The following is a 25,303-nucleotide window of genomic DNA, read 5'->3' as shown; positions in this document are numbered from 1 at the left end:
CTCAGTTCCTTTCCATCGGCGCCGGCAGGTCGTCCACCGTTGCGAGCAAGACGTCGACCAGGCTGCGGCCGAGGGACTTCGACCGCTCCCCGTCCCAGCCATGCACCGGATCCGGCTGGTTGTCGGCGTCCTTGAACGGCATTTCCAGCGTCATCGAAAGCGCGCCGAGCCTGTTGGCGATATGCCCGGTCGAGGTGGTGAGATTGCCCTTGCCGGGCGCCGGCTTCGGATAGCCGTGCGCCGTCTGGAAATCCGGGTTCATCGCCGCATAGGTCGCCTGGAACCGGTCCAGCATCGTAACATGCGCCTCGGAAATTCCCGGTACGCCGTAACTTCCTGCGATGAAATTATAGGGAATCGCCTCGTCCCCGTGCACGTCGAAGGAGAGGTCGATGCCGCGCGCCACCATCGCCTCCAGCACGCAGAGCACCTCGGGACTCTTTTCCACGCTCGGCTCCGCCCATTCGCGATTGAGGTTCACACCGAGCGCGTTGGTGCGGAGATGCCCGCGCTTGCTGCCGTCCGGGTTCATGTTCGGCACCGCATAGACGACCGCCTTTTCCAGCAGCGCCCGGCTGGTGCCGTCGGCGGGGTCGAGCAGGCGCTCGATGAAACCCTCCATGTACCATTCCGCCATCGGCTCGCCCGGATGCTGGCGCGCGAAGACCCAGAGCTTCTTCTTCTGCTCCGAGGGTGAGCCGATGGTCAGCAGGTCGATGGTCTGCAGATCGTGGGTCTCGCCGATCACCTCGGCGGTGCAGCGCGGGGAGCCCTGCGCCGCGGCAATCAGGTCCTGGTGCCGCTCCATCGAATAGGGCTGGAAATAGGCGTACCAGACATAATCCGCTTCCGGCACATGGCGGATCGTCAGTTCCGTGCCGTCATAAGAGGTCGGGACCCGGAACCAGGTTTCGCGGTCGTAGGAGGCGCAGACGCGGTAGTTCTCCCAGCCTTTCGGATAGCTCGAGCCGCTCGCGTTCAGGATCCGCATGGTGACGCCGCGCCCGTTCGCGCCGGAAAGGCGGAAATGGAACCACTGGTAAAAGTCGGAGAGGTGGTCCTTGACGAGGCGAAGCTGGATGTCGTTCGGATCGTCGATCGAGACGGTCTCGATATTGCCGCTGTCGAAGGCAGCATCGATACGCAACATGGGAACTCCCGGAGGTGGTCGGCGGTGACGGCGCGGTACGGATGACCGGTTTCCGCGAGACTACGCGGCACCGGCTTTCCGCACCAGAGAGGAGTGCGGAAAGAGTCTGTTGAGCAGCCGGCGCGGCGCGGAGTTCAGAAGCGCTCCGCGCGCACCACCTCGACATTCGAGACCGAGATCAGCCCGGAGCGCGCGTTGACGAACGGGAACAGCTTTTCGAGCACCTCGTCCTTGTGCTGCGCGTCGAGGATGCACCAGAGCATCATCATGCCTTCGGATCCGGCAATCTGACCGTCGCGGGTCCAGCCGCCATTGAGGCCGCTGCCGCCGTGCACAGGCAGGAGAGTGAAACCATGCACGCCGGGAAGGTTCTTCAGAAGCGCCTCCAGGCGGGGGACGGCCAGTTGCTCGATCAGGATGTCCAGGCGGAGTTTCGGAAAGGTCTGCATGACTGTCTCCATTCACCGGATCAGGAGGCGAAAAGCGCGAAGGCGGCGGCGACGTAGAGCGGGATGCCGACCACCACGTTGAAGGGGAAGGTAATGCCGAGCGACAGGGTCGTATAGATCACCGGCTTGGCCTCCGGCAGCGCCAGCCGCATCGCCGCCGGCACCGCGATATAGGAGGCGCTCGCCGCCAGCACAATCATCAGCGCCTTGCCTGCCGGGGAAAGATCGAGCGGCCAGACCGCCAGCGCCATCAGCGCCGCCCCGACCAGCGGCATGTAGAGGCCGAACAGCACCGTGCCGCGATCGATCGCCGAGCGGTTCTGCAGCAACCCGCGCCCCGCGACCGCCCCCATGTCGAGCAGGAAGAGGCAGAGCACGCCCTTGAAGGGATCGACCACGAAAGGCTTGATGTCGGCGAGCCCGTCCTTGCCGGTGAACCAGCCGATCGCGAGCGCGCCGAGCAGCACGACGACCGAGGAGTTCAGCACCGCCTCGCGGGCGGAGAGCGAAGGCCCGTCGGCCGTCCCCTCGCCCGCCTGCTTGACCGCCCGTCCCGCGAGCCAGAGCCCGGCGACGATGGCCGGCGCCTCCATCGCCGCGGCGACGGCGACGAGGATACCTTCCGCCGCCTCGCCGCGGTCGGCCAGGACCTGGGTCGCGGTCAGGAAGGTGACGATGCTGATCGAGCCGTAATGTGCGGCGACCGCGGCGGCGTCGGTGCGGCCGAGCCCGCTCGCGACCCTGAGCGCGCCGAAGGCGAGCAGCGGGAACATGGCGCTGAAGAGGATGCCGACCAGCAGGGGCAGCACGCTCGCCGCCCCGGCGCCGCTGTCCGCCAGCCCGACCCCGCCCTTGAAGCCGATCGCCAGCATCAGGTAGAGCGCGATCGTCTTGGCGACCGGTTGCGGCAGGGAAAGATCGACGCGCGCCAGGGCCGCGAGAAAACCGAGGATGAAGAACAGAACCACCGGCGAGCCGAGCGTGCTGGCTGCAAGAGAGAGGATGCTGTTGATATCCATGACACGTCACTCAAAAAAAAGCCCCGGCCGCTCACGGAACCGGGGCAAGGGGGAGGGAATGCATTCAGGCTCTCGCCGTTGCCGCGGTTACAGGTCGCGCGGCGCTTCGGATCGCCCAGCGGAGGACCGCGTACCCGGCAAGGCCGGAGAGAATGGAACCGCTCATCACCCCGAGGCGCACGGCGCGCGCATGCTCCGGATCGCTGAAGGCGAGCGTGCCGATGAAGAGGCTCATGGTGAAACCGATGCCGGCGAGCAGCGAGACGCCATAGATCTGCGCGAAATTCGTGTCCTTCGGCAGCGAGGTGAAGCCGGACCTGATCGCCGCCCAGGCGAAGCCGAAGACGCCGATCTGCTTGCCGACGAAAAGACCGAAGGCGATGCCAAGCGGCAGCGGCTGGAAGAGATCCGCCAGGGAAAGCCCGGTCAGCGGAATGCCCGCATTGGCGAAAGCGAAGAGCGGCATGATCAGGAAGCCGACCCAGGGCTGCAGGCCGTGTTCCAGACGGATCAGCGGCGGCTCCTCGTCCTCCCGCGTCTTCAGCGGGATGGTCAGACCAATCACCACGCCGGCCAAGGTCGCATGGACGCCCGACTTCAGCACCGCGACCCACATCACGGCGCCGACCAGCACATAGGGCGCGACGCGGGTGACGCCAAGCCGGTTCATGGCAACGAGAACAACGGCGCCAATCAGCCCGGAGAGCAGCGCGACCCCGGAAAGCTCGGCGGTGTAGAACAGCGCGATGATCACGATGGCGCCAAGGTCATCGATGATCGCGAGAGACAACAGGAAGACCTTGAGCGCTGGCGGCACGCCCTTGCCGAGAAGGGCCAGAACGCCGAGCGCGAAGGCGATGTCGGTCGCGGCCGGGATCGCCCAGCCCTGCATCTCGACCGCCATGCCCCAGGTGAAGAAGAGGAAGATCAGCGCCGGCAGCGCCATGCCGCCGAGCGCCGCCACCGTCGGCAGCGCCGCTTCGCGCGGATCGGAGAGATGACCTTCCACCAGCTCCCGTTTGATCTCAAGAGCGACATAAAAGAAGAAGATCGCCATCAGACCGTCATTGATCCACAGGAGCAGCGGCTTATCGATGACGAGCTGGCCGACAGCGAAGGTCACCGGCGTTTCCAGAAGGCCGTCATAGAGCCAGGCGAGCGAGGAATTATCCAGGATCAGCGCCAGGATCGCGGCGAGAAACAGCAGAACGCCGGGCGCCGCCTCGTGGCGCAGCAGGGCGAAAACGGAACGCGAAGCAGCGGAAGCGGGAGCCGACATGTGATATCCTGGCGTCAGAAATTCGACAGACAGCCGCTTATGTAGGTTTGCGGATTTGAATTTCAATAAACAGCTATAAAATGATATAAACGACGACGAAAACAGGCGCTGCTATGCTGAGTAAACCGCTCCTGACCATCCATGAGGTCTCCGACCTCCTGAAAATGAAGGAAAGCACGGTCCGCAACTGGATCCGCGACGGCGAGCTACGCGCGATCAAGATGGGCCGCGACTGGCGCGTGGCAGAAAAGGACCTGGAAAGCTACCTGAACGCGCACGCCAACAAGCCGGAGGCGTGAGGGAGCTGTGCCTCACTCCCTCAATAAGGTCGTCATCCCCGCGTTCGCGGGAATGACGACCTAATGAGATGGTTGGGCTATAGAGAGGAGGTTGTTACCGCTTGCGGACGAACTCCGTCCTGAGCACGAGGCCCTTGATGCTCTCGTGCCTGCAGTCGATCTCTTCGGGATTGTCGGTCAGGCGGATCGACTTGATGACAGTGCCCTGCTTCAGGGTCTGCCCCGCGCCTTTCACCTTCAGATCCTTGATCAGCGTGACCGAATCCCCGTCGGCGAGTTCGTTGCCGGCCGCATCGCGGACCGCGTTCGCCGCCGCCCGCTCGGCCGCGACCTCCGAGGCCGGCCGCCATTCGCCGGTCGCTTCGTCATAGACGTATTCGTCATCCTGATCGGACATGGGTGCTCTTTCCGGCAAGGGGATCCTGCGCCCCTTATACGCCCCTCGCCCGCCCGCACAACTGCAACGGGGTCGCACCCTATGCGCTTGCTCCAATCAAAACGGTTGTCATCCTCACGCAAGTGGGGACCCAGAGAGCGTCGAGCTCGGACCTGGATCCCTGGGTCCCCGCGTCCGCGGGAATGACGACCGTTTTGATGGGTTGAAGGGGCGCTACCCCTTCAGCGCGAGAGCGCCGCCGATCGCGACAAACGCCCCGCCCGCCAGCATCTTCACCTGCCGGAGATAGGCGAACCCGCTCGCCCTGCCCGCCAGCCTTTCGGCGGCGAAGACATAAACCACCTTAACACCGCCCACCGACACAACGGCGATGGCGGAGAGCAGCGCGATATCCGTTCCGGAGAGGGTGGTGAGATCGAGGAAGGTCGGCAACAGGCTCGCATAGAAGAGGATCGCCTTGACGTCGCCCATGGTCAGCAGCAGTCCGGCGAGAAAACTCCCCGCCAGTCCGCCGCGCGCGCCTCTCGGCCTTGGCGCCGCGCCGTCCCCGGACGCGGGACGGAGCTGGGAGCGGATGAGCGAGAACCCGAACCAGACGAGATAGGCCGCCGCCGCGTAGCGGATCACGGCGAAGAGTGTACCGAGCTCAGCCGCCAGCGCCGCCATGCCGAGCACAGCCAGCGCGATGAAGACGAGATCGCCCGCGACGATCCCGAGCGCCACCGCGAGCCCGTGCCGCACACCGGACATGGCCGAGCGCGCGACGACGAGCGCGACGCTGGAACTCGGCAGCGCCGCCATGGCGGCCAGGACGAGGAACAGAGTGAAGGCCCCGAAGAGTGTCATGGCGGTGTGCTCCGTTTCAGATTGTCCGGTCCCGCGCCGACGGAAGGCCGGGATAGTCGATCACGGTGATGAGCTGGTCGACCTCGCCGGTGCCGCGGCAGAGCGGCGCGGTGACGGATTCGAACGCGACCCAGGAATTGTTCAGCGCCCAGGTCATCGAACCCTTGCGGAAGGTCGGCACGGCGCGCCCCATGGTCTCGCGGTAGCGTCCCAGCATCGCCTCGGCGCCGATCTTGTAATCGGACTCTGAGACATATTTCCGGCTGAGATCCCGGCCGATCACGCTGACGATCTCGGTCCCGACGATCCGGTGAAAGAAATCCCGCCCGCCATCCACGACCTCGACGATCTGCACATGGCCGATCCAGGGAAGCAGGCTCTCCGGCGTGAAATGCGCGCGGTCGGGGATCGCGGCACCGCCGCGGCACTCCGTCCAGAACCGGTGGAAGGACCGCACGAGCGGACTGGCGATATCCTCTTCCGCGACGATGTCGGACTGGGACATCTCAGCCACCGTTCCCGCAGAGGCGGAAAACCGAAGCGGCGGATGGCGATCCGCTATGTCCCAAAGATATCTGCAACGATAGACCGATCAGAACCACGCAACTTCAAAAGGATAGGCAGGATATCCGAGTTCCGGGCCGGCGGCAAACCGGCTGCGCAGAGCGCGCCCGCCCCCTTGAAAGTCAGCGGGCAGGAGAGCCGGGACCGAGGTGATCACGAAATGTGAAGGCGGAGAAACCGATCCCGGATCAGGCCCGGGGACGATTGGGAAATAAAGGAGTGCGCCCCACAATTCAGGGACTTCCGGCAAAGGCGCCCGGCGGGCAAGCCTAGTCCTTGATCGCCGAAAAGCTCGGCACGAAACTGAATCCGGTGGATTCATGCCGCACATATTTCGGCTCGAAGGCGATGTGCTCGGGGAAGCCCGTCACTTCGACCGTGCCGCTGACACGCGTGACGATACGTTCCATGAAGGCATTTGCCGTGCCGCGAAGCTCGGCGGCGATGACCCAGGTTGGAAAGTTCTCGCCTAAGGTGAGAACAAGGAAATTGTAACCGTTCGCGAGCACGAATTCATTTACTGCCCGGACCACGCCGAACTCGACCCTGGGATGGAGCGTGTAGTCATGCCCCATCATCAGGCCGCCGGACGCGACCTTCGGCGCGTAGCAGGTCAGATCCCGCATCACCCCGTCATAGGAATGGTCGGCGTCGATATAGACAACGTCGAGCGAGCCGTCCGCGATACGCTCCGCCGCGACGTGGGAATAGGCACGGTCGACCACGACCCGCCCCACGGCGATCTCCGGCGCGAAGTCCCTCAACACCCCCTCGTGACGCTCATCCTGAACGGCCTGTTCGGGGTTGTTCGAGTCCGGCTTCAGATGCGCGACGTCCTGATGCATCCAGGCATCGATCATCCGCAGCCGGCGCGGATTGCAGCCATCCAGAATCGTGCGCGAGAATCCGCCCGACGCGACACCGATCTCGGCGATTTCCAGTCCCTCGGGAAGCAGTTCGACGAGCTTCGCGCGTGTCAGTGGTGTAATCAGCATCGCAACCTCGATCCCAGAAACCGAAATAGGAGCATCGCCTGGTTCGGCATTCGCGCGTCTAGCGCCAGTGCTCGGGCACCCAACCGTACTGGATCTGGTGTGGCTTGGGCACTGTCGGAAAGGTCACGATCCTCGCGCCGGTCCGGGCCAGCCGCGGCGCATCGAGATCCGGTTCGAGCGACTTGTAGATCCGGATGGGGCCGCGCGGGAAGACATCGATCCCGGGCATGCATTCCTCAAGCCAGTCCTGATCGCCGGTCAGCCGGTCGAGGTCGCTCCTGTCGAAGCGGTCATGGACCGGCGCGGCGAACGTCCGGTCGAACAGCATGACGGAGGAATTGAAGCCCGGATTGAAGGAGTGCTCGAGGACATGGAACCCCACCTTCATCCCCTCGATGAAGCCGAGATCCCCGACCACGACCGTGTCGAGGTCGAGATAGAAAACCGTCCGGTCGGCGAACGGTGTCTGCGGATCGAACAGGGCCAGCTTCGCCCACCATCCCTGGAGCGGCCGATCCGAAATGTCGATAATGCCGATTTCGGGCCGCAGCCCCCCGGGATCGTCGGTCAGGCAGACGAAGCGCCAGCTCCCCGGCAGGTGGCGGCGCACCATCGCGTAGAGGCGATTGACGTAGTCGGCGCCGTATTTCGTCCCGTGCTTGACGCAGGCGACGGTCAGCTTGTCCAGCTCGACCGGCCGCGCGTCCGGGCTTTGCGACGGCGGTCCGTCCCGCAGCAGCGCCCGCGCCCGCTTCAGCGTATTGTTGAGCGGCGTAAGGTCGATGGCGTGTGGGAACGCCTCGATCACCCGCACCGCCTCCGCATAGTCGCCGGCATTGACGCGGAGCCGCGCCAGGCGGGCAAGCACCGAGCCGAAGAACGTCTCCTGGTTCTCGTCCAGAGTGGGCCCGCACGCGGCCAGCGCCGTGGAAAAGATCTCTTCGTATAGCGCGGCCGCCCGACCCGACCTGCCCTGCACGGAATGCACCCGCGCGATCGAGTCGAGGACGGTCATCCTGAGCCCGAGGGACTTGGCAGGCAGTTCCTCCAGAAGATCCTCGAGAACCCGCAGCGCCTCGCCATGCCGTCCGGTCTCGATCAGCAGGGAGGAGAACTGGTGGGTCAGGCCGTGATTCTCCGGATGGGCCGCGTGCAGCAGCCTCATATGCCTGAGAGCCGCCTCGGAATCCCGCTCCAGATCGTTGACGCCGGCATCCCGCCGGGCGCCCTGCCAGTTGATATAGTTCTTCACCAGCGCGCGGCGGAGCTCGAAGCCGTCCTCCGGTTCGGGAGAGTCCCGGAGCAGGATTTCGGCTTCCGCGACCGCGTCCGGGTCCCCGACCAGAATTCTTTCGATCAGCGACATGTTCGGGCGACCACCAAGAGCCTGTTTGAAATGCGGGCGCAGCCGGAGACCTGGACGCTGCGAAAAGCGCCACGGTGCCGGACAATGCGGCCCGGAGGCCGGTGCGCCGGTCATCTCTATCACGCGCGCCTTGCTCCTCTCAACCGGGGCCGCGCGCGGAAGCGCGACGGCAAGCCGGGATTTCCGAAGCCGGTTCCGGCTATGCTGCCGGCCGGACCGGACGGGGACGGCAATGACGGACAGGCACTTCCTGAGCGGGCGCATCGTGACCGCGCTTCTGCTCGGCGCGATCGCGGGTTTTCTCGCCGCGCTCTTCGCGAGCGACGCATTCTTCGACTGGGCCTTCGCGCGCCATCACAACATGCTCTCCTGGGCGGTCCGGCCGCTGCTGGTCCTGCCGTTCATCTTCTTCGCCTGGCGCCGCAACCTGAACGGCATCCTGACGACGATCCTCGCGCTCCTGACCTCGATGTTCTGGTTTCCCGCCCCTGCGGAGACCGGTCCCCGCGTCGCAGATTTCCTGGCGATGGAACAGGAGCGCCTGCGCGCCGGTCTCGACCTCAAGAACCTCCTCGGCCTCGCCGCCGTGCTCGCCTATGGCTGGGCGCTGGCCGCGGCCTTCTGGATGCGGTCGCTGCTGATCGGCGGCGCGGTCGTGGTTGCCGGCGCGGCGGGGAAGATGGTCTGGAGCATGATCGAGGGCGGCGAGAGCGGGACTGCGCTGCTGCCCTTCGCCATCGGCGGCGCGGTCGTCGTGGTGGCGGCGCTTATTCTATTTGCGATGCGGCGAAAGCCGCTCGATCGCCGCCACCGTCATACCGACAAAATCGATCCCGGATACCGAGCCCAGTAAGACGGATAGAGGCACGAACGAGATTTGCGCCCAAAGAATCCATGAAATAAATTTCATGCCATCTCAGTTCGACAAACACAGCCTTAAATCGAAAAATTTTTAAACAACATCAAATAAATACACAAATCCTCCCTATGAGAAGGCGCGCCCGACGACGGTTGCGATACAACAAGAATCCGCCGAAAAGCTGGATAGTTACAGAAAATTCTTCGATACCATTGATGGAATATCCATCATTTGATAATTTACCCCGACATTAAGGTTAAATTGAAATTTACAACGGTCAATCATGAGAATCACAATATCTATCATCACCACGCTAATATTACTTGGATGCGCAAGCCCACAATTCAAGAATAATGATGCTATATCTGCAATCGATGTAATCACACTTTCGAATTTTGACGGCCTTCATATTAAGGTAAAAATCTATGACCCAGAAAAAAACAACGATATTTCAATCTTGGAGTCTATGGGATTTCTTGTTACCGATGTCAGAATCGCAAACAATACAGATTTTTATTATATGATAACAAGAAACAGCATTTCTTTCTCGTCTAAAAGCGGACAATTATTCTTTCCAAAAGATGGAACAGATGTTCATTCGGACTCAAAAATGTTGTTTCCCTTTAATATATTCGCCATCCCTGTGGACTTAATCAACGCCCCCATCAACCTGATCAAAACAGATTTTACAAACACAAACTCACAATCAACGTTAGATTTTGGGCGCCTCATTGAGCCGAACACAACTGTTTCACGCGTCATGTTTTTTGATATGGGAGACGATCCTGTTTCTAAATATAAGTCGAGTGAACTAAAGATCTCTCCAGAAAAAATACGAGTAGTCGACCGGGTGGAGTACATCCATGACTTCAATTAAATCATCACATATTGCGCAAGAGAAGAAGCATATATTATTTGTTGTCATTGTGCTGATCATCGTTTTCGCGGGCACAGAGGCACTCGCAAACAATTTTCAGGAACGCTATGAAGCTGGAAATTTAGAGTTTCACGTTAAAAAAATGGAAATCAAGCCAAGGAAAATACTCAAGCAAAAAATAAGATGCAACGACAGAAGTGTCGCGCCGACAGTTGTTAATTTGGGGATTCATAAAAAATATGAGACCAACCTGACAAAAGAGAAAGTTTTAAAATTTTCCCAAGCCTTAGAGGTAAAAGCCGAACAGTTCCCGATTTCAGTGGCGCTTTCGGTTTTAGCGGAGTCCGCAAAAAAGGAAAACTGGAAATCTGTTGACGAAATGCAATATTCATCTATTACAACAGAAACAATATCTCCAATGCTTTGCGTGCATCAGTATGTTCATGCAAATCTTGAATACCAAACAACAGAAATATCCAGTAAAGAAAGCTGGCTATTCTATGAGAACACCACAGATTTTTCGATAAAAAAAATTGTAGGTGCCTGGCTTTCGAAAGATTACGAGTACGATGAATCCTGCCACTACAGTTGCGCGATCCAGGAGACTCAAGGAAAAGTGACGGATCAGAATGGCAATCATATTATGGTAGCAATCAAGAATTCTGCAAATGCCTTCATACATCCATTATACAGAAACAAAAGCCTCGAAATTATTTCATGGAAAAAATACAAAATCCCGGATTCGATACTTACCGAGTTCAACCATCAATAAAATGAATTACCAGTTCTAACGCAGACGCACTGCAATCCGGGCGACAAATTTGCTGTACCATATTTCCGTACACCTCAGTATCGAAATTCAAATTCGTAGACTTTTATAGAGATCCAGGGAGACATGACTCAATTTCTGTCGTCCACGCTGTACCCCAATACCAGTTCGTCCCCCGTCTTCCCGCGGATCCCCCAGTTCGCCATCGGCGTTTCGAAGATCGTGATCTCCACGTCCTCGACCGGGATGCCCAGCCCCGCCGGGACCCGTTCCATGATCGCGTGCAGCAGCGCCTTCTTCGTTTCCGGCGCTCTGCCCTCGAACATGGAGATCTCGATCACCGTATAGGCCGCACTCCGGTCCGCCGGGCGAATGAAATCCTCCGGGTCCAGCGGGATGAAGCGGTGGAAGCGCTTCTCCTCCGGGAGTTTCAGGAACTCGGTCGAGCAGCCGTGCAGGATGTCGGACAGGCGCGCGCGGTGGCGGGCGAGATGGGCGCGCTCACCGTAGATCTTGTACTGCGCCATCGGCTTTGCCCCCTCTCACGTCTCCGGGCCGGCCCCCGAGACGCCGTTCCGGCGCGCGGTTCGGGCCCGGCTCCTCTCTTTCCAGAGGGCATAGAGATACATCAGCACTCCGAACACAAGCCCGTAGCCGAACGCATGCCGGATGCCGAAATCCCCCAGCGCGCCGCCCGGGCCGAGCCAGGCCCGGACGGCGATCATCGTCAGGCAGAACACGGCGCCGTTCATCAGGCCGCGCCAGTGCGGCAGCTCGAGGAAGAAGCGCCCGTCCCGCCTGGTCATGACCCGATTCCTCCGCCAGGCGCGGCGCGCTGCGATGCGCTTTCCCCGGCGCCCGGCACCGTTGCCTCCTAGAAGCTGTAGGTCACGCCGAGGAGCGCGACGGGCGCGGTTTCCTGCTCGACCATCGGACTATCCGCCGCGTCGCCGAGCAGATGGGTGACGCCGAGCGCGCCCGTGGCCGTAATGCTCTCCGTAATGCGATAGCGCGCACTGAGGCGGAACGTGACGTCCCGGAAGCCGCTGCCCGGCGCGTAGGTGCGAAGCCCCGACCGGGCGCTCTCCCCGGCATCGATCCCGAAATAGCCGTCCATGTATTTCTCGCTCGCCCATTGGGTCCCGAGGCTCGGGATGATGGTCAGCCTGTCGCTTGCGGCGACGGGATAGGCGAGCGACGCACCGACCAGCAATCCCCGGTCTGATTCGGTGACAGCCTGGGTCGCCTCGAGTTTGCCCACGAAGCCGCGAAACCGCGTCGAGACGAAGAGCCGCGCACCGAGGGCATCATCCACATCGTCGATGCCGCGTGCGACATCCTCGCCGTCGTAGCCCTTCATCCAGTCGATGGCGACGCCGGCGGTAAAGCGCTCCGTCTCGAGGATGTTGAGGCCGATCCCGTCACCGGTCCTGGCGAAGAAGCGGCCGTATTTCACGTCGAGAAGCGGTACCGGCTGCGCTTCGTACTCTTCCGAGCCTAGGAAATCGGGGGCCACGGCAACGCCGAGCCCCAGGGTCCACCGCGTGTCGTCCTTGCGCTCCGGCGGGGCCGACGATGCTGTCGGACTCACCGCCTGTCCCGGAACACTGTCCGCGCCCGCGTGCGCGGTTGCCGTGCTGCCGACGCTTCCGAGAACCGTGATAAGATACAGTGCGGCAATGCTTTGCCGCCTGGGCATGAAATGGATTGGCATATAGTCGCCCCTTGTTAAGATGCAGTTACGCATCTTATGAAAGGTTGATCGCCAAAGGTCAAGATGCGAAGTCGCATCTTATTGGAGTTGTCACGTTATGGCGGAACGTCGTCGCGGTGCCGCACTGGAGCGGGCCCTACTGGAGGCGGCCTGGGAGGAACTTTCGGAGCGCGGATATGCCGGAATGACGATGGACGGCATCGCCGCCCGCGCCGGGACGAGCCGGCCGGTCATCGCCCGCCGCTGGGAAAACAAGGCCGATCTCGCCATCGCGGCGATCCGCCACCAGATGAAGGCTTATCCGAGCGAGGTCGGCGACCTCGGGGACCTGCGCTCCGAACTGCTGGAATACATGGAGCTCATCTCGAAACGCACAATGGCGCTTGCCGCGATCTTCTCGGTCTTCGCGAGCGAGTATTTTCAGGAGACCGGCAACACGCCAAGCGACCTCAGGAGTTCATTGTCCGCGGGACAGACGCAGGGCCTGCCGCCGATCCTCGAACGCGGTGTCAAGCGCGGGGAGATCGATCCGCAGAAACTGATCCCCGCGATCGAGACCCTGCTCCTCGATCTGACGCGGCAGTACGCGATCATGACGTTCAGCCCGCCGCCGGCCGACCTTCGCGAAATCTGGGTGGATTCGATCTTCCTGCCGCTCGTGCGAAAATCCTGAACGCAACCGGGACCGACACCGTCAGTTCTCGTCGCGCGTCCCGGCCGCGGCGGCCCGCGCCTTCTCCTGCCGCTTCTGCCGCCAGAGCGAATAGACATACATGACCGCACCGAACACCAGGCCGTAGACCACCGCGCGGTAGACGTCCTCGGCGGTGACCTCGGTGCTCGGGCCGAGCCAGCCCTGTGCCTGGGCGCCGAGCATCAGGATGCAGAGCACGACACCGTTGAAGACGCCGCGCCAGAGCGGCTTCTCCAGGATGAAGGGTTTGCGCTCTTCCATCCCAGTTCCGGGGGTCCCGGTCTCGTTGCCGCTCATGGCGTTCCCTCGTCTCGTTTAATTGGGCGTTTTGATATCCAGCCCCAATTGTGCCCGACGGCGCAGCCAGAGGCTAGGCCGGTATCGGTCGTCGCCGCTGACAGCGTGCATCGCCGCCATGATGGCGAAGGCGCGCTCGACACCGAGATCGGCGACGATCTCCAGCGGGCCGAGCGGATAGTTGAGGCCAAGTTTCATGGCGAGATCGATGCTGTCCGGATCGGCAATGCCGATCTGCGCCATCTCGCAGCCGAGATTGCCGACCATGCCGCGGATGCGCTGGGCGATGAAGCCGGCGCTGTCCTTGATCGCCGTCACCTTGCGGCCGTTCTTCTGCAGCGCCGCCGAGACCGCGTTGAGCGCGTCTTCCGAGGCGCCCGGCGCGGACATGATCGTCACCCGCTTCGAGGTGTCGCCGGTCACGTCGATGGCGACGAGACGGGTATGGTCGATGCCCATGCGGCTGGCGAAGGTGGCGCAATCCTCGCCGAAGAGCGCGGCGACGATCGGCGAGGAGCCGTCGTCGGTCTCGTCGAGCGCAACGCCCGCCAGCAGGTCGTCGAGTTCCGGTGCGTGCGCGGCGACATGGACCTGCACCGCCGGGGCGGCCGCGGTCTCGTGATCCGGGCTCGGCGGGTCGATCTCCTGGCCCTTTTCGTCATAGCGGAAATGGCCGATGCCGGTCTTCCGGCCGAAGCGGCCGGCGTCGTAGAGCGCCTTGTGCAGCGGCACGGTCCGGAGGCGCGGATCGTAGCTGTACTGCTCGTGCACGATCAGCGAGACCGGATAGTTCACGTCGATCCCGGTCAGGTCCATGAGCTGGAACGGGCCCATGCGGAAATGCCCGCAATCGCGCATCACCGCATCGACCTGGGCCGGCGTCGCAACGCCCTCGTGCACCACGGCGAGGCCCTCGGTGGTGAAGGCGCGGCCGCCGAAATTCACCAGGAAGCCCGGCGCGTCCTTCACCTTCACCGGCGTGCGGCCCATGCGCTCGCCGAGCGCGCAGAGCCCGTCCATGACCCATTCCTCGGTGCCCGGCCCGCGGATCACCTCGACGAGGCGCATCAGCGGCACGGGGTTGAAGAAGTGGAAGCCGGCGACCCTTTCGGGATGCTTGCAGACCCGGGCGATGGAGCCGATCGGCAGCGAGGAGGTGTTGGAGGTCAGCAGACAGTCTGCGGCGACATGCTCTTCGAGTTCGGCGAAGACTTGTCGCTTCACCTCAAGATTCTCGAAGATCGCCTCGACCACGCACTGGCAGTCCCTGAAGTCGGCGAGGCTGGAGGCGACGGTGACCCGGTCCGCCATCGCGGCGACCGCGTCGGCCGTCAGCTTGCCCTTCTCGGCGAGACGCTCGAGACGCGAGATCACCTGCGCCTTGCCGGCTTCCGCGCTGCCTTCCTTGGCGTCGAACAGCACCACGTTCATCTCGCCCTGGAGGGAGACCTGCACGATCCCCTGCCCCATGGCGCCCGCACCGATCACACCGACGGTGAGACCGGCTTTCGCAGCATCGAATGTCATCAGATCAAACCTTTTCGATGATGGTCGCCATGCCCTGTCCGACGCCGATGCACATGGTGCAGAGCGCGTATTTGCCGCCCTTGTCCTGCAGCTCCTCGGTCGCGGTCATGATCAGGCGCGCGCCGCTGGCGCCGAGCGGATGGCCGAGCGCGATGGCGCCGCCGTTCGGGTTCACCCGCTCGTCGTCGTCGTCGATACCCAGATCGCGCAGCGAGGCGAGCACCTGGGCCGCGAAGGCCTCGTTCAGCTCCATCACGGAAAGGTCGCCGACCTTGAGGCCGGCGCGCTCCAGCACCTTGCGGCTGGCCGGGATCGGGCCGACACCCATGATCCGCGGCTCCACGCCGGCGGCGGCACCGGTGACGATGCGGGCGCGCGGGGTCAGGCCGTGGCGCTTGGCCGCCTCTTCGGAGCAGACGATCATCGCCGCCGCGCCGTCATTGACGCCGCTGGCATTGCCCGCGGTGACAGAGCCGCCTTCCTTGCGGAACGGGGTGCCGAGCTTGGCGAGCGCTTCGGCGGTCGTGGACGGGCGCGGATGCTCGTCGGTATCGACCACGGTGACGGCGCCCTTGCGGCCCTGGATCTCGACCGCCGCGATTTCGCGGGCGAGACGTCCGTTCTCCATCGCCTTGCCGGCGCGCTGCTGGGAGCGCAGCGCGAAGGCGTCCTGGTCCTCGCGGCTGATCTGGAACTGCTCGGCCACGTTCTCCGCCGTCTCCGGCATGGAGTCCGTGCCGTACTGCTTCTGCATCTGAGGATTGATGAAGCGCCAGCCGATCGTGGTATCGAAGATCTCGGCATTGCGGTCGAAGGCGCTGGTCGCCTTGCCCATGACGAAGGGCGCGCGGGACATGCTTTCGACGCCGCCGGCGATGAAGAAATCGCCCTCGCCGGAGCGGATCGCGCGGGCCGCGGCATTCACCGCCTCCATGCCCGAGGCGCAGAGCCGGTTCACCGTCGCGCCCGGAACTTCCGGCGAGAGACCGGCAAGCAGCAGGGCCATGCGGGCGACGTTGCGGTTGTCCTCGCCGGCCTGGTTGACGCAGCCATAATAGACGTCGTCGAGATCGTCCCAGTCGACCGAGCCGTTGCGCGCCATCAGGCTCTTGATCGGATGCGCCGCGAGATCGTCCGCGCGCACCGTGGAGAGCGCGCCGCCATAGCGGCCAATGGGGGTGCGGATCGCATCGCAGATGAAGGCTTCGGTCATGTCGGCGGCTCCCAATGAGATTTTTGCGAAATTGAATTTCGCAGCTTATTGTCGCGTGCAGTATGCACAGCCTAATATCCCGGTCAATTTCCACTCGGGAAGCATAATCTTGCCGTCCGCGCCTCTCCTCCGGACGGCGCAAAGCCAAGGGAGCAAACAGTGTCCGTCGTCATCCTCGATCATCCGCGCGAGCGCGAAGAGAACGATCGCATCGCCATCGTCCGCATCAACCGCCCGGACGCGCTGAACGCGCTGAACCTCGAAGTGCGGCAGGAGCTGGCCCGCATCTTCCGGGAGCTGACGGAGGACGAGGATGTGCTGGCGGTCGTGCTGACCGGCGACGAGAAGGCCTTCGCCGCCGGCGCCGACCTGAAGGACATGGCGGACCGCACCACGGTCGAGATGTTCCACCGCAAGACCGAGCGGCTCTGGCAATGCATCGCAGACTATCCGAAGCCGGTGATCGCGGCGATCAACGGCTACGCGCTCGGCGGCGGGCTGGAGCTCGCGATGCATTCCGACATCATCGTGATCGGCGAGACGGCCCAGGTCGGGCAGCCGGAAGTGCGGGTCGGCATCATGCCCGGCGCCGGCGGCACTCAGCGCCTGACCCGCGCGGTCGGCAAGTTCCAGGCGATGCGCCTCTGCCTGACAGGGCGGCCGATTGACGGCAAGGAAGCCTTCGCCATCGGGCTCGCGAGCCAAGTCGTGCCGGATGCCGAGGTCTTCGAGACCGCCTACAAGATGGCGAAGGACATCACCCGCATGCCGCCGATCGCCGTGCAGCAGATCAAGTCGGCCATCATCAAGGGCCAGGACGCCTCTCTGGAGACCGGCATGGCGCTGGAGCGGGCCATGTTCCAGGGCCTCTTCGCCACCGCCGACCAGAGCGAGGGCATGCATGCCTTCATCGAAAAGCGGCGTCCGGAATTCAAGGGCGAATAAAAGCGCGAGGATCCTTCCTCTCCAGAGGGAGCGGAGGATGGCGGTACGGCGGGAGGCTACGCACCGTCGTCCGCCGCTCCCCAGGCGCGCGATAGCAATGTCCTGAGGCGCGCGCCTTTGATCATATCCTCTCCGATCGCATTGCCCAATTCCCGATAGGCCTCGAACTGCGCCGGATCGAAGAACTGGTCCGAGGTCGGCTCGTGCGGAAAGGCCGGATGATCGGTCTTGTAGCCCCGCGTCTCGAGGCTCAGCCCGTCGAGCATCACCGCCTTGATATAGACGATCACACCCTCCTCCTCCGGCGTCTCGCTGCCGCGCGGGGGATACTTGATCCGGCCGATAATATAGCCGTGATCGGCGGCGGTGCCGTTGACCGGGAAACCGGTCTCGCGGCGCGGCACGAGGCTGGAGACGCGGTTGCACCAGTGATCGTAGACCTGGCTCTCGCCGAGAGCGGGCTTTCCCGAGCCGTCCGCCTTCTCGAAGGCCTTCACGTAGGTGTCGCGATCATAGAACGGATCTCCGAAATCGACGCTGACCCCGAAATCCTGGCTCACCCGGCGCACCGTATTCTGCAGATCGCCGAACTGGAAATCCGGATCGGCCCCGGCGTCCGACACGACGATGAGGCGGCAGCGCCGGCGGATCAGCTCGTAGATCGCGAGATTTTCGAAATGCCCGCCGTCGCTGAGCTGGAACCATTTGCCCTGCTCCGACAGCGGAGACAGGCCGATCGACGAGGCCATGACGTCGAAATGGCTCGGCTTGCCGCTGTACCAGAGGAATTTCGGCGCGTTCCGGTTGCGCACGAAATAGCCGAGACGGATGTTCAGCAGGCTCATCAGCCAGGAAACCGAGCGCCTCCGGGTGGCTCCGGTCCCGGCCCAGCCGGAATTCGGATTGGCCGCCGCGCCCGAGATCGTCATCGCGGTCGCAAGGGTCATGTCGCCGCCGGAGAACTTCACGGTCGGCTGGTAACCCCCGGCATCGCCCCCGCAATAGATCCGCGACATGACGAAATTGTCCCCGCCGCGGCGCCGGTAGAGGCTGTTCCTGGACTCCGTCAGGATCAGGTTGGTATTGACCAGATGGTACGGCGCGCCGGTGTCCGGATCGGAAATGTCGCGCAGCTCCTCGATATTCGCGCCGGTCGACTTGTGGACCCGGTTGCCGGAAATCGATCCCGGCATCGGCATAAAGGCTTCCATCAAGCGGTCGCGGTAAAACCGGTGCAGCGAAATGTAGTTTGCGTTGACCAGATAGCCGCTCAGCAGAGCAACGGCGAGAAAGACGAGAAAGACGACATTGCCGATCCCGAGCTGGGCGATCCAGTGCCCATCATAGTCGGAGACGGCAATGACGCCGCCGCTTTCCCGCACGATCAGCGCGAGGGTACAGGTCATAACCAGGAAGCCACCAAGCACAAGGAGCGCAAGCCCGGGAAGGACCGCACTTCTTATCAGCGGGTGTTGCGATTTCTTGGCAGAAACCAGTGCGCTGGCCATGCCGCCGAACATTGCCCCGGCGCCTGTCCCCCCGAAACTCCCGAGCGTGTTGTGCAGCAGCACGGCGATGTAGGGCAGCACGCCGACCGTGATCGCCAGCAGGCTGAGCGGAAGGATCCATTTTCCGGAGCTCTCGAAGAGCCGGCGCTGGGCATAGGACCAGTCGGCATCCTTTCGCCGCGTGATAAAGAAGGTGCCGATGGAGTAGATCAGCGAAACCAGTGCGAAGATTACCAACCCGAGGAGTCCGCCAATCAGGACGATCTCGTGCAGATTGAGGAATCCCGGCCTGAGCAGGGACGCCGCCGCTTCCGGGAGGCTGGACTCGATCGCCTCGCGCTTCACGAACATTGCCTGCAGATCCGGCCACCAGGGCGCCCGGAAGCCGAGCATCAGGATCAGGAAAATCGCCATGGACACCGGGACCCAGACCAGCAGGTTGAGAAAGATTCCCCGCACCACGACGGCGATGCCCGAGAGAAGAGAGATGTCCGGATTCGGTGCCAGATATTCCGCGTGCTCGCGAAGGTAGCGCAGCATGCCCTCCCAATGGAGTGGATTGGCGCGATCCCGCGGCGGCGCGGTGCCGAATGGAAAGTCGGCGGGGCCGAGACCGTAGGGCCCGCGGCCCGAGCCCTCCTCCACGCGATGTTTCTCGTAATTCTTGCCAAGCAGCCAGCTGAGGCAGGAGCCGATATAGCCGCCCCCGGAGACCGTCGAGAGATAGTCGAAGCCCTTCAGCAGATCGTGGCGCGCCAGCGCTTGCAGCAATCCGAGCGCGAAGGTGGCGGAGCGGATACCGCCGCCGGAGATGGCAAGGCCGGTGAACCGCTCGGCTTCGCCGCCGCCGAACTTGCGGCGCCGGGCTGACAGTCGTGCGCGTTCAAGCTTGTAGATTTCGCTTTCGCAGAAATTCTCGCCGCGGATCTCGTCCTTGGTGCGCGATCCGATCGGCCTGAAGGCGGCGTCTTCCGTCATCACTCTTCTCCATGCCTTTCGCAAGGATGGAGAAGAGCAGAAAGTTATGCAATTTAAAATTGCATTATGAGAGTCGTATTTCGCCTTAGAGGCGGACGACCAGCTTGCCGAAATGTCCGGCCGCCCGCATGGCGTGGAAGGCCTGACGTGCGTCGGCGAGCTCGTAGGTCTCGCTGATCACGGGCTTCAGGCCGTGTAGCGAGATGGCCGCGTTCATATCCTCGAACATGCGCCGGGATCCGACATAGATGCCTTGCAGCCGGATCGACTTCCGCATCACGTTCACCGGGTTGATCTGGCCGCCGGTCAGAATCCCGATAAGCCCGATGCTGCCTGCGATGCGTGTGGCTGCGATCGATCTTTCAAGGGTTCCCGCGCCGCCAACCTCGACGGTGTGATCGACCCCCTTCCCACCGGTCAAATCCAAAACGTTATGATGCCAGTCCGGGCACGCGCGATAGTTGATGACCTCGTCCGCCCCCATCTGCTTAAGGCGCTCGATCTTCTCGTCGCTGGACGAGGTGCAGATGGTTCGCACGCCCATCATTCGGCAGAACTGCAGCGCAAACACGGAGACGCCTCCGGTGCCGAGCAACAGCACCGTGGTTCCCGCCTTGACGCGCGCGACTTCGACCAGGGAATGCCAAGCCGTCAGCGCCGCGCAAGGCAGCGTCGCCCCCTCCTCGTAACTCAGGTTGTCGGGCAGCCGGACCAGACCGTCTTCGCCGAGAACCCGGTATTCCGTCAGCATCCCGTCGAGCGCTCCGCCCAGCGCCCTGCCCGTCAGTTCGGCATTCACGTCGCCGTCGATCCAGCCCTGGAAGAAGCAGCCGCAAACCTTGTCGCCCGCCTTCCAGCGTGTGACGCCGGCACCGACCTCGACGACATCGCCCGCTCCGTCCGAATTCGGAATGCGCGGATAGGGAATGCCCCGCGGCACCGGATCCTCGACGGTCGAGAGGTCGCGGTAATTGATCGAGGAGGCGCGGACTCGCACCAGCACCTGACCCGGCCCCGGCTTCGGATCCGGCCGTTCGTTCAGCGCCAGCGCGTCGACGCCGCCGTCGGAGACGATTTCATAGGCTTTCATCGGAATTCTCCCGGTGAATGTCTGGTCAAGCGCCGAAGCGGCCGCAATCGATCAGCAGGGTCTGCCCGGTCACGGCGCCGTTGGCGCAGAAGAACAGCATGGTCTCGGCGATGTCTTCCGGCTCCACCATGCGCTTCAGCAGCGAATTGGCAACCGAAGTGTCCTTGCGCGATTGCGGCCAGACATCGGTCCAGGGCGTCCTGACAAGACCCGGCGCCACCGCGTTGACCCGGACCTCGGGCGCCATCGCCTTGGCGAGGTTCTTGGTCAGGTTCATCAGCGCCCCCTTGGAGGCGGCATAGGCGATCGAGCTGCCGATCCCGCCGAAGGCCGCGATGGAGGCGGTGTTGACGATGCAGCCCCGGCTCTCCTTCAGCGCCGGACGCGCGGCGCGGGCACAGCGGAACGGGCCCATCAGATTGGTCTGCAGGATTTGCGACCAGAACTCCTCGGTCATCGCCTCCAGATCCTCGAACGGGATCGGCTCGACGGAGACCGGGGTGCCGGCATTGTTGATCAGGATGTCGAGCCCGCCGAGCGCGTCGATGGCATCCGCCACCATGCGGTCGGCATCCTTCGGATCGGCGACGTTGCCGGCGATGGCCTGCGCGGAGAGACCGGCCTGGCGGAACGCCGCCACCGTCTCCTCGCCGCGCACATCGTCCGGCAGGTGGTTGACCGCGACCTCGGCGCCGCATTCGGCCAGCAGCTTCGCCGTGGCGCGCCCGATGCCGGACGCGCCGCCGGTGACCAGTGCCTTCTTGCCGCTCAGATCGGCCTTCAGCATATCCCGCTCCCCGATCAGGCGTTCGTGCCGAGCTTGAAGGCGGCGCGCGCCTCGCTCGGGTCCGCGACCTCGCCGCCGATGCTCTCGATGATCTGCACCGCGCGCTCGACCAGCACGGCGTTGTTCTTCGCCAGTTCGCCGCGGGACATGTAGAGATTGTCCTCGAGCCCGACGCGGGTATGCCCGCCGAGCATGGCCGCCTGCGCCACCATCGGGAACTCGGTGCGCGAGATGCCGAAGCCGGACCAGATCGCGTCCTCGGGCAGCAGGCTCTTCATGAAGGCCATGCTTTCCGGCGTCGCCGGCGCACCCCAGGGAATGCCGAGGCAAAGCTGGAACAGCGCCGGGGATTCGAGATGGCCTTCCTTGATCAGCTGCTTCGCCAGAAGAACGTGGCCGCTGTCGAACACCTCGAGCTCCGGCTTCACGCCGAGCTGCTTCGCCCGGTCCGCCATGGCGCGCAGATGCTTCGGCACGTTCACCATGGCGCGCTCGCCGAAATTCAGCGTCGCAACGTCGAGGGTGCAGATATCCGGCAGCAGGTCTGCGATATGCTGCATCCGGACTTCCGGCGTCTTCATGTTGGTGCCCTTGTCGAACGCGATCGGCTCGACATCGCCCGGAATGAAGCTGCCGCCCGGCCCGGTGGTCAGATTGATGACGACGTCGGAGCCGCTGTCGCGGATCCTGCCGACGGTCTCGCGGTAAAGCTCCAGGTCCATGCTCGCCTTGCCCGTCTCGGGGTCGCGGACATGGATATGGACGACGGCGGCACCGGCCTTGCGCGCGTCCAGCGCAGCGTCTGCGATCTGCTTCGGCGTGACCGGCACGGCCTTGCTCTTGCCGGCGGTGTCGGCACTGCCCGTCAGGGCACAGGTGATAACGGTTTTCTGGCTCATTTCGCTCCCCAGTAAGCTGCCATCTGGTTGCGCCTTCCGAATTGTGGAAAGATGTTCCACGGCGCTTGTCTCTTAAGGCGCCGCATCTTAGGGAAGGCCACTTTCCGGTGTCCACGCCGGTTCGAGCATGGATTTCCCCCCGCCCGCGCACGAATGCGCTCCGATCAGACGAGTCATGAGATCATGAGAAACCTTCAGCTTCCCGGCCGCTCCCCCGTTTTTGCGCGCAATGCCGCGATTGCGACCAGCCATCCGCTGGCCACGGCCGCCGGCCTCTCGATCCTGAAATCCGGCGGCAACGCGGTCGATGCGGCGATCGCGGCCTGCGCCGTGATGTGCGTGGTCGAGCCCGCCATGACCGGCATCGGCGGCGACTGTTTCGCGCTCTACGCCCCGAAGGGCGCCAGCAAGCCGATCGCGCTCAACGGCTCCGGCAAGGCACCGAAGGCGGCCACGCTGGCAAAGCTGAAAGAACTCGGCATCAAGGACGAGATCCCGCTGCACAGCCCGCACGCGGTGACCGTGCCGGGCGCCATCGCCGCCTGGTCCAAGCTGCTCGCCGATCACGGCTCGAAGAGCTTCGCCGAGATCCTGGCGCCGGCCATCGACTATGCCGAGCAGGGCTACGTCGTACATTCCCGTGTCGCCTTCGACTGGGAGGGTGAGGTCGAGGACCTTGCCGCCGATCCGGACACAGCGAAGGTCATGCTGGTCGACGGCAAAGCACCGAAGGCCGGCAGCATCCATCGCCAGCCGCAGCTCGCCGAGACCCTGAAGAAGATTGCCGCCGGCGGCCGCGATGCCTTCTACACGGGCGAGGTCGCCGAAGACATGGTGGCCAAGCTGAACGCTGTCGGCGGCCTCCACACGATGGAGGATTTCGCCGCAGCCGACGCCGAATATGTCGAGCCGATCAAGACGAACTATCGCGGCTACGACATCTATGAATGCCCGCCGAACGGCCAGGGCATCTGCGCGCTGATGATCCTCAACATCCTCTCCGGGTTCGACGTCGCGTCTCTCAATGAGGCCGACCGGGTGCACCTGATCGCCGAGGCCACCAAGATCGGCTACAACCAGCGCAACGCCTATGTGGCCGACCCGAAATTCTCGAACGTGCCGGTCGAGTGGATGCTCGGCGACGAGCACACGGCCCAGATGCGCGCCATGGTCGACATGAACAAGGCCGGGAACTTCAAGGACAGCGATTTCCCGGTCCATCGCGACACGATCTATCTCTCCTGCATCGACGAGCAGGGTAACGCGATCTCCTTCATCAACTCGCTCTTCTCCGGCTTCGGCAGCATGATCATGGCGCCGAAATCCGGCGTCATGCTGCACAGCCGCGGCAACAGCTTCCACGTGAAGGAAGGCCACCCGAACTGCATCGAGCCGCGCAAGCGCCCGATGCACACCATCATCCCGGGCTTCGCGTTCAAGAACGGTACTCCTGTCGCGCCGTTCGGCGTGATGGGCGGGCAGTATCAGTCCACCGGCCAGGCCAACTTCGTCTCCAACGTCGTCGACCGAGGCCTCGACATCCAGGAAGCGATGGACGCGCCGCGCAGCTTCGCGACGGCCGAAGGCACCCTGCAGGTCGAATGCGCCTTCGAGGAAGGCACCTATGCCGCGCTCGAAGCCAAGGGTCACAAGCTCGACCGGGTGGAGAAGCCGATCGGCGGCAGCCAGTGCGTCTGGCGCGATCCGGAGACTGGCATCCTTCAGGCGGGTTCCGACCCGCGCAAGGACGGCCACGCCTCCGGTTACTGATCGACACGCAGCGAAAGACCTGAAGAGACATGAGCAAGCGCTACAATCTCGTCGTCGTCGGCCTCGGCATCATGGGCCGGCGGATGATCCAGTACATGCTGCCGCATGACCGCTTTTCGGTCATGGGCGCATGGGATCCGTCGGCGGAGTCCGTCGCCACGGCGAAGTCCGAATTCCCGGACATGAAAATCTGGGACAGTGCCGAGGCGATGATCGCGTCGGCGGAGACGGAGCTGGTCTACATCGCCTGCCCGCCGGCCTTCCATAAGCATTATGCCGACCTCGCGATGGATGCGGGCAAGCCGGTCTATTGCGAGAAGCCGCTCGGCATTTCCGTGCCGGAGAGCGAGGCAATGGTCCGCCGCCTGGAAGAGACCAGCACCCCCAACGTCGTCAATTTCTCACAGGCCTCCCTCGAGGGCGTCGAGATCATCGAGGCGGCGATGAAGAGTGGCGAGATGGGCAAGATCGTCGGCGCCGAGCTGGTGATGCATTTCTCGCAGTGGCCGCGCGACTGGCAGGCGGATGCCGACTGGCTGCGCTTCCGCGACCAGGGCGGCTATACCCGCGAGGTGACCTCCCATTATCTCTACGTCACCGAACGGTTCCTCGGGCGTGCCAAGCTACTCTGGAGCAAGCCGACCTACCAGGCCGACCCGAAGCTCTGCGAGACCCATGTCCACGCCATGCTCGATTGCGGCGGCGTGCCGGTGAGCTACAGCGGGGCCGTCGGCGGCGTCGGTCCGGACCGGATCGAGGGCACCTTCTACGGCACGAAGAAGAGCTATCGCCTCAGCACCTTCTACGTGCTTGAGGAAACTACCGGCGGCGCTTGGGAACTGGCGATGGAACTGCCGGAAGACCCGCGTGCCATCTCCGTCCCGCGGCAGATCGACAATGTCGCCCGCTGGATGGATGGAACGGCGCACACCATGCCTTCGGCCGCGGACGCGCTCTCGGTGCAGAAGCTGGTCGAGGGTATCCTCGCCGACTGATCGAACATTCTGCTCCC

The 25,303-nt window shown here is 63.3% G+C and carries 27 protein-coding genes; 8 read left to right on the top strand and 19 right to left on the bottom strand.

Annotation, left to right across the window (positions count from 1 at the left end; translation table 11 throughout):
* Position 1 precedes the first annotated feature (1 nt).
* The 4 genes from IG122_RS01590 to nhaA all read right to left on the bottom strand — a co-directional run bounded on the left by IG122_RS01590 (position 2) and on the right by nhaA (position 3,897).
* Positions 2-1,150 (bottom strand): M14 family metallopeptidase, encoded by a 1,149-nt coding sequence (locus IG122_RS01590; protein ID WP_193179801.1) that lies wholly within the window; start codon positions 1,148-1,150, stop codon positions 2-4.
* Positions 1,151-1,284: 134 nt separating this feature from the next.
* Complete coding sequence (locus tag IG122_RS01585; protein WP_193179800.1) at positions 1,285-1,599, bottom strand: P-II family nitrogen regulator; 315 nt, start codon at positions 1,597-1,599, stop codon at positions 1,285-1,287.
* A gap of 20 nt (positions 1,600-1,619) precedes the next feature.
* Complete coding sequence (locus tag IG122_RS01580) at positions 1,620-2,618, bottom strand: sodium-dependent bicarbonate transport family permease (protein ID WP_226893255.1); 999 nt, start codon at positions 2,616-2,618, stop codon at positions 1,620-1,622.
* Positions 2,619-2,682: 64 nt separating this feature from the next.
* Positions 2,683-3,897 carry a Na+/H+ antiporter NhaA gene (gene nhaA / locus IG122_RS01575; RefSeq protein WP_193179798.1) on the bottom strand — a complete coding sequence of 405 codons (1,215 nt, stop codon included), beginning with the start codon at positions 3,895-3,897 and terminating at the stop codon, positions 2,683-2,685.
* A 113-nt stretch (positions 3,898-4,010) separates the two neighbouring features.
* On the opposite strand from nhaA, the gene IG122_RS01570 reads away from it, so the two are divergent.
* Positions 4,011-4,196: a helix-turn-helix domain-containing protein gene (locus tag IG122_RS01570; RefSeq protein WP_193179796.1), complete on the top strand. Its 186-nt coding sequence runs from the start codon at positions 4,011-4,013 to the stop codon at positions 4,194-4,196.
* Between the two features lie 94 nt (positions 4,197-4,290).
* Here the strand turns inward: IG122_RS01570 and IG122_RS01565 are convergent, their stop codons facing one another.
* The 5 genes from IG122_RS01565 to IG122_RS01545 all read right to left on the bottom strand — a co-directional run bounded on the left by IG122_RS01565 (position 4,291) and on the right by IG122_RS01545 (position 8,487).
* Positions 4,291-4,593, bottom strand: a complete 303-nt coding sequence (locus IG122_RS01565) for an alkylphosphonate utilization protein (protein ID WP_193179794.1) — start codon at positions 4,591-4,593, stop codon at positions 4,291-4,293.
* 213 nt (positions 4,594-4,806) lie between these two features.
* A complete protein-coding gene (locus tag IG122_RS01560) occupies positions 4,807-5,439 on the bottom strand; it encodes a LysE family translocator (RefSeq protein ID WP_193179792.1) in 633 nt (210 codons plus the stop codon).
* A 16-nt stretch (positions 5,440-5,455) separates the two neighbouring features.
* Complete coding sequence (locus IG122_RS01555) at positions 5,456-5,944, bottom strand: PAS domain-containing protein (RefSeq protein WP_193179790.1); 489 nt, start codon at positions 5,942-5,944, stop codon at positions 5,456-5,458.
* 328 nt (positions 5,945-6,272) lie between these two features.
* Entirely contained in the window at positions 6,273-6,998 is a 726-nt protein-coding gene (locus IG122_RS01550) for a class I SAM-dependent methyltransferase (RefSeq protein ID WP_193179788.1), read from the bottom strand.
* Between the two features lie 58 nt (positions 6,999-7,056).
* Positions 7,057-8,487, bottom strand: coding sequence for a tetratricopeptide repeat protein (locus IG122_RS01545; RefSeq protein WP_193179786.1), 1,431 nt, complete (start codon positions 8,485-8,487; stop codon positions 7,057-7,059).
* A gap of 109 nt (positions 8,488-8,596) precedes the next feature.
* Between IG122_RS01545 and IG122_RS01540 the strand changes: the two genes are divergently transcribed.
* The 3 genes from IG122_RS01540 (at position 8,597) to IG122_RS01530 (ending at position 10,872) form a co-directional block, all read left to right on the top strand.
* Entirely contained in the window at positions 8,597-9,217 is a 621-nt protein-coding gene (locus IG122_RS01540; protein WP_193179784.1) for a hypothetical protein, read from the top strand.
* 289 nt (positions 9,218-9,506) lie between these two features.
* Positions 9,507-10,100 carry a hypothetical protein gene (locus tag IG122_RS01535; RefSeq protein WP_193179783.1) on the top strand — a complete coding sequence of 198 codons (594 nt, stop codon included), beginning with the start codon at positions 9,507-9,509 and terminating at the stop codon, positions 10,098-10,100.
* Positions 10,087-10,872, top strand: a complete 786-nt coding sequence (locus IG122_RS01530; protein ID WP_193179782.1) for a hypothetical protein — start codon at positions 10,087-10,089, stop codon at positions 10,870-10,872. Before IG122_RS01535 ends, IG122_RS01530 begins: the two co-directional genes overlap by 14 nt.
* A gap of 128 nt (positions 10,873-11,000) precedes the next feature.
* On the opposite strand, the gene IG122_RS01525 is transcribed toward IG122_RS01530, so the two are convergent.
* From IG122_RS01525 to IG122_RS01515, 3 genes are all read right to left on the bottom strand, one after another.
* Positions 11,001-11,396, bottom strand: a complete 396-nt coding sequence (locus IG122_RS01525; RefSeq protein ID WP_193179781.1) for a tautomerase family protein — start codon at positions 11,394-11,396, stop codon at positions 11,001-11,003.
* Positions 11,397-11,411: 15 nt separating this feature from the next.
* Positions 11,412-11,675, bottom strand: a complete 264-nt coding sequence (locus IG122_RS01520; protein WP_193179780.1) for a hypothetical protein — start codon at positions 11,673-11,675, stop codon at positions 11,412-11,414.
* A 68-nt stretch (positions 11,676-11,743) separates the two neighbouring features.
* A complete protein-coding gene (locus IG122_RS01515) occupies positions 11,744-12,460 on the bottom strand; it encodes a MipA/OmpV family protein (protein WP_319024792.1) in 717 nt (238 codons plus the stop codon).
* 220 nt (positions 12,461-12,680) lie between these two features.
* Between IG122_RS01515 and IG122_RS01510 the strand changes: the two genes are divergently transcribed.
* Complete coding sequence (locus tag IG122_RS01510; protein ID WP_193179779.1) at positions 12,681-13,256, top strand: TetR/AcrR family transcriptional regulator; 576 nt, start codon at positions 12,681-12,683, stop codon at positions 13,254-13,256.
* A gap of 21 nt (positions 13,257-13,277) precedes the next feature.
* Here the strand turns inward: IG122_RS01510 and IG122_RS01505 are convergent, their stop codons facing one another.
* From IG122_RS01505 to pcaF, 3 genes are read right to left on the bottom strand one after another with little or no spacing between them, the layout of a single operon-like run.
* The gene (locus IG122_RS01505) at positions 13,278-13,574 is read right to left on the bottom strand and encodes a hypothetical protein (RefSeq protein WP_193179778.1); all 297 of its coding nucleotides are present in this window, start codon (positions 13,572-13,574) and stop codon (positions 13,278-13,280) included.
* Between the two features lie 18 nt (positions 13,575-13,592).
* Complete coding sequence (locus IG122_RS01500; protein WP_193179777.1) at positions 13,593-15,101, bottom strand: 3-hydroxyacyl-CoA dehydrogenase; 1,509 nt, start codon at positions 15,099-15,101, stop codon at positions 13,593-13,595.
* A gap of 4 nt (positions 15,102-15,105) precedes the next feature.
* The gene (gene pcaF / locus IG122_RS01495) at positions 15,106-16,314 is read right to left on the bottom strand and encodes a 3-oxoadipyl-CoA thiolase (RefSeq protein ID WP_193179775.1); all 1,209 of its coding nucleotides are present in this window, start codon (positions 16,312-16,314) and stop codon (positions 15,106-15,108) included.
* Between the two features lie 159 nt (positions 16,315-16,473).
* Here pcaF and IG122_RS01490 point away from each other — a divergent pair, with 159 nt between their 5' ends.
* Positions 16,474-17,259 carry an enoyl-CoA hydratase-related protein gene (locus tag IG122_RS01490; protein WP_319024791.1) on the top strand — a complete coding sequence of 262 codons (786 nt, stop codon included), beginning with the start codon at positions 16,474-16,476 and terminating at the stop codon, positions 17,257-17,259.
* Positions 17,260-17,315: 56 nt separating this feature from the next.
* On the opposite strand, the gene IG122_RS01485 is transcribed toward IG122_RS01490, so the two are convergent.
* The 4 genes from IG122_RS01485 to IG122_RS01470 form a co-directional block, all read right to left on the bottom strand.
* Positions 17,316-19,745 (bottom strand): patatin-like phospholipase family protein, encoded by a 2,430-nt coding sequence (locus tag IG122_RS01485; protein ID WP_193179773.1) that lies wholly within the window; start codon positions 19,743-19,745, stop codon positions 17,316-17,318.
* A gap of 85 nt (positions 19,746-19,830) precedes the next feature.
* Positions 19,831-20,835 carry a zinc-dependent alcohol dehydrogenase family protein gene (locus IG122_RS01480; protein WP_193179770.1) on the bottom strand — a complete coding sequence of 335 codons (1,005 nt, stop codon included), beginning with the start codon at positions 20,833-20,835 and terminating at the stop codon, positions 19,831-19,833.
* 25 nt (positions 20,836-20,860) lie between these two features.
* Complete coding sequence (locus IG122_RS01475; protein ID WP_193179768.1) at positions 20,861-21,622, bottom strand: SDR family NAD(P)-dependent oxidoreductase; 762 nt, start codon at positions 21,620-21,622, stop codon at positions 20,861-20,863.
* Positions 21,623-21,636: 14 nt separating this feature from the next.
* Positions 21,637-22,521 carry a BKACE family enzyme gene (locus tag IG122_RS01470; RefSeq protein WP_193179766.1) on the bottom strand — a complete coding sequence of 295 codons (885 nt, stop codon included), beginning with the start codon at positions 22,519-22,521 and terminating at the stop codon, positions 21,637-21,639.
* A 183-nt stretch (positions 22,522-22,704) separates the two neighbouring features.
* Here IG122_RS01470 and ggt point away from each other — a divergent pair, with 183 nt between their 5' ends.
* Together ggt and IG122_RS01460 are read left to right on the top strand one after the other, a co-directional pair.
* Positions 22,705-24,291 (top strand): gamma-glutamyltransferase, encoded by a 1,587-nt coding sequence (ggt, locus tag IG122_RS01465; RefSeq protein WP_193179764.1) that lies wholly within the window; start codon positions 22,705-22,707, stop codon positions 24,289-24,291.
* Between the two features lie 29 nt (positions 24,292-24,320).
* The gene (locus IG122_RS01460) at positions 24,321-25,286 is read left to right on the top strand and encodes a Gfo/Idh/MocA family protein (RefSeq protein WP_193179763.1); all 966 of its coding nucleotides are present in this window, start codon (positions 24,321-24,323) and stop codon (positions 25,284-25,286) included.
* The last annotated feature ends 17 nt before the right edge of the window (positions 25,287-25,303 follow it).

Origin of the sequence: Nisaea sediminum, from assembly GCF_014904705.1 — a bacterium.
Classification (GTDB): domain Bacteria; phylum Pseudomonadota; class Alphaproteobacteria; order Thalassobaculales; family Thalassobaculaceae; genus Nisaea; species Nisaea sediminum.
The sequence above is the reverse complement of the archived record's forward strand: the minus strand, read 5'-3'. Positions and strand labels throughout refer to the sequence as shown.